Raw genomic sequence first — 4841 nt, 5'->3', positions numbered from 1 at the left:
AGGGTTCCACCTGGACCTGGACCAATAGCATCACTCACCAAACAGAAACTTATAAAGGTAATAACAGTGGTTGGAAACTGGCCACCGCCAGCGACACCAGCGGCAATATCACTACCTACAGCTACAATGGCGACCTGCTGTCTAAAATCACCAACGCTAATGGTGAATCGGTTGAGTTCATCTATACAGGTAACAACCTGAGCCAGGAACGCATTGTTGCCGCAGACGGCAAAGTCACCAGCAACACCCATTATAACTACGATGCACAGAATCGCCTGAGCCAGGTCCTGCTCGACCTTAGTCCAGAAGATGCCAGCATTACCGATGGCAAAGTCTACGCTACCAGCTACACCTATGCTGGTGCGACCAACCTGATCGATAGCATCACCCAGACAGATGGTAGCTACCAAAAGTTCAGTTATATCACTGTGGATGGCGAATCTCGCGTTGCCAGCATCACCGACGCCTACAATAATATTACCAAGTTTGATTACGACACTGCCAACCACCAAACCAAAATCACTGATGCCTTTGGCAATGTCAACATCTACCTCCTCAATGCTGACAAACGTTTTGACACCATTATTGCACCCGCCGCTAATGGCCAGACTCAAACCCTGCGCTACAGCTATGATGCTTACGGTAATATAGCCAGCCTCACCGATGCACAAGGCAATGCGACCAGCTACACCTACGATACAGCCGGTCACCTGCTCACAAAGACCGATGCAGCAGGCAACCGCACCGACAACACCTACGACAGCAATGGCGACCTGATCCTCGGCACCCTGACCCCGGCAGCAGGTGCCAACCAGTCCACCAGCCCCCAAAGCACCCGCTTCGTCTACGGTCTGCCCGGACAGTTACGCTTCCAGATCAGTGCCACCGGCATCGTCACCGAACAACGCTATGACACCGCAGGCCAGAAAACAGCTGAGATCCACTTCACCAACGCCAGCTACCCCGTAGCCGGACTGGGAACAACCGGCCTACTGACATTGGGCCAACTGCAAAGCTGGAGTGCCTCCCAGATCCAAAGCAATACCACCCGCAGCGACTACAGCTACAACACCCGTGGCCAGCTCAGCACCAGTACCACCTATGCCAAAGTCAATAGCGACGGCACAGGCGTGGCTGATGGCAGCCAAAGTATCACCCGCTACACCTACGATGTTGCTGGTAACCTGCTGATGACTGTTGATGCACTCAACAACCAAACCAGCTACACCTACGACGGCCTGGGCCGTCAACTCAGTACCACCGACGCCCTGCAAAAGACCAGCTACACCGAATACGATGACGCCAACCACAAAATCATCCAGCACAACACCAGTGGCCGCATCGACACCCAAGTGTATGACAATCAAGGCCATTTACTTAGCAACACCCTCGGTGGCGAACTCACTGTCAGTTATGGCTATGATGCCCTCGGCAGACTCGTTTATGCCAAAGACCCAACAGGCGTAGAACAACTGCACATCTACGATGCTGCAGGCAATTTGCAGGCTGATGTCAATGGCAAAGGCGAGGTTACTCAATATGTCTATAACACGCTCGATGAGCGCGTGCAGACGATCGCTCGCGCCAATGCACTGACTGATGCCCAGTTCCAGCAAATTAAAACGCAAGTGGTGCAGAACAGAATTGCTATCACTCCTGCCACGGTATTGGGGAACTTGGCCTCTCCATCAGCTACGCCAGCACCTGCACCTGCTGTGCCGACGACACCGGTCCCTACACCGATCAATGTACAAGCACAGGCTTGGTCTCCCAGTACGTTTTATGTAACTGGTACTTACGTCAATTATCAAGGCCAACTCTACAAAACCCGCTGGGATACTCTGGGTGACACCATGACGGGTGCAGATCTCAAAGCGGCGGCAGTATGGGAGCCAGTGGCAGGTACAGAGGGCTATAGTTTATGGCAAGCCAACATCACCTACCAAGGTGGTACTGCTGTCGTAAAAAATGGTCAGACCGTGATAGAGGGCGGTGAAATCGTTGGCTATAACGGTCACCTGTGGCAGGCACAGTGGTACCATACTGGCACGCCACCCAGCTCAGCCAATGGTACACCTTGGATAGATCTTGGTCTGATCGGTGGTTCACCGGTTATCCAGCCGCAAATCCCACAGTGGAATGCCAGCACCTTTTATCCAACTGGCTCGATTGTTGAATATAAAGGTGCACAATACAAAACCCGTTGGGACACCATGGGCAGTACCATGACATCGGCCAATCTGGACGATGTGAAGGTCTGGCGTGCACTACCTAACAAGGATGGTTATAGTACCTGGCAAGCTAATATTACTTATTGGGCTGGCGAAACAGAAGTTGTCAACGGCCAGAATGTCAATGTGCCAGCCGAGGTTGTGGCATACAACGGCCATTTATGGCAAGCGCGCTGGTTCCATGTCGGTGCAACTCCAAGCACCGACAATGGTGCTCCTTGGTTAGACTTGGGGGCAATTCCTTCTACCAATGCTCCCGTGACGCCGCAGGCACCTGTTGTGCCGCAGTGGAATGCTAGCGCCTACTATCCCGAAGGCTCAGTCATTGAGTATCAGGGGCAGCAATATAAATCCCGCTGGGATACCATGGGTAGCACCATGACCTCGGCTGACCCACAAGAAGTTCAAGTCTGGCGTGCACTGCCGAACAAAGATGGCTACAGTGTCTGGCAAGCTGGCATCACTTACCGTGGCGGAGAGACCGAAGTCGTCAATGGCCAAACCGTCAATGTGGCTGCAGAAATCGTCGTCTATAACGGCAAACTCTGGCAAGCACGCTGGTATCATCATGGCTCGACACCAGTGGATGACAGTAGCGCACCCTGGACATTGCTAGGGAATGCTCCAGCATCCGCCAATACACCTGCCCCCGCACCAATACCGACGGCACCATTGCCCTATGGTGGCCCTTTGCCCGCATTGCCAGCAGCAATAGAAATCGGCGTTCCAGTTACAGCCAGTGCCAGCGACATGATCGTGCGCACCCTGTACGACAAACTGGGCAGATTGGTCAAGACCATCAGCCCGCTGGGAGAAGTGACTGAGCTGCAATACAACGCTGCAGGCAACCTCGTTGCGACGATACAGCGCGCCAACACCCTCAATCCGTCCAGTGTCGGCATCAATGCCAAAGCGGAAGAGATACAGGTAGCAGCAGACAGCAAAGACCGCAGCAGCTACCGCTACTACGACCAGGGCCAGAAATTAATTGGTACAGTCGATGCAGAAGGCAGCATCGTTGAATACCGCTATGACAGTGCGGGCCGTCAGACGACGACCATTGCGTATGCAGCCCAGAACAAGGCAGCGCAGGTCAATAGTCAATTTAATCAACTCATCACTCAAAATCCGTCCAGTGATGCGATGAGCTACAACTTCTACAATGCTAAGAACCAGTTGATCGGTAATGTTAATGCGGAAGGGTATGCGACTGAATACCAATACAATCTGGATGGACAATCGACACAGACCACGCGGTATACCAATAAAGCCAATAATGTAATGCCCGGTGCAACTTGGGAAAGTGTAAGGCCAGCAGCGAATAGCGCGTCAGATCTGTTTGCTTCTATCGCTTACGACACTTTAGGGCGTGTATTCCAGAGCAAGCCAGAGGATGGTTCGACTACCGAATTTACCTACGATAACAATACGGGTGAGTTGATACGGAAAAGTGTCAGAAATGCTCCCGCAACCATAAGGATTCAAACGCTGCAGTATGACCAATTTGGGAGAGTAACTACTACCTTGAATGGTAATGGTAGTCTGGCGTTGCAGCAAACTCCAGCGCAGGCAAGCCAGATATGGAAAGATTACGGCGTCAAATATACCTACGATAGTGCCAATCGCCGCACCAGTAGCACAGACCAGAACGGTCACCGTACCCTGTATTACTACGACCAGGCCGGCCACTTGACCCACACCATCAATGCACTGGGTGAAGTTACAGAAAACCGCTACAACCACCTGGGCCAACTGACCGACACCCTACGTTACGGCACCCGCCTGACCGGTGTAGCCAGTTTGACGGGTGGCCTGATGACTTCGTCCCTGACACAAAGCCTGGCTGGCATCGCCAACAGTCAACTCGACAGTGTCCAACACCTGAGCTACAACCTGGATGGTCGCCTGGACACATCAACTGATGCCAATGGCAACGTCACCACCTACGGCTACGACCAATTTGGTGAAACGACCAGCGTGACCAGCCCCATCACTGCCTCGGCGAGCATTGTTAATAAAACCAGCTATAACAAACTTGGCCAGGTCACTGAAACAACTCAGGATGCCAATGGCATCAAGCAAACCATTCATACCGACTATGATGCTTTTGGTCGTGCTATTCGCTTAGTTGACGCCAATGGCAATGTAACGGTTCAAAAATTTGACCGTTTGGGGCGGTCCGTAGAAGTGGTTGAGCAGGCCAGTGGAAATAGTAGCAAAACTAGTTATGACCCCTTTGACAGAACTTTGACATCGATAGATGCCAAAGGTAATGCCACAACATTTGCTTACCAAAAGATAGCTCGTGGTCAATATGTTTTTAGTACGAGTGCCGAAGGTATCGTTGTCACCCGCGCCATTAACGTATTTGGCGAGAAAATATTAACGTCCAATAGCAAAAGTTCTGAGTTTACAGAATTTGATAAGGATGGTAACGCTACGAGTATTGCTTTAAGCGGAGTGGATGGAACATCCTCGACAACCAGCAGCTTCTACGACAATGCCGACCTGCTCAAAGAAAGCACCGATGCGAATGGCAATAAGACGACTTACGCCTATGATGACGTCAACCGCCTGATCAGCAAAACGCTGATCATCGCCGGTAGTGAC

General features: G+C 51.8%; 1 pseudogene. It reads left to right on the top strand.

The features are described from left to right. A pseudogene (locus ACO0LF_RS31040) lies at positions 1-4841 on the top strand (hypothetical protein); the annotation flags it as partial.

It is taken from the genome of Undibacterium sp. Di27W, from assembly GCF_049340345.1.
Classification (GTDB): Bacteria; Pseudomonadota; Gammaproteobacteria; order Burkholderiales; family Burkholderiaceae_D; genus Undibacterium.
This window is presented reverse-complemented; position numbering and strand designations above follow the sequence as displayed.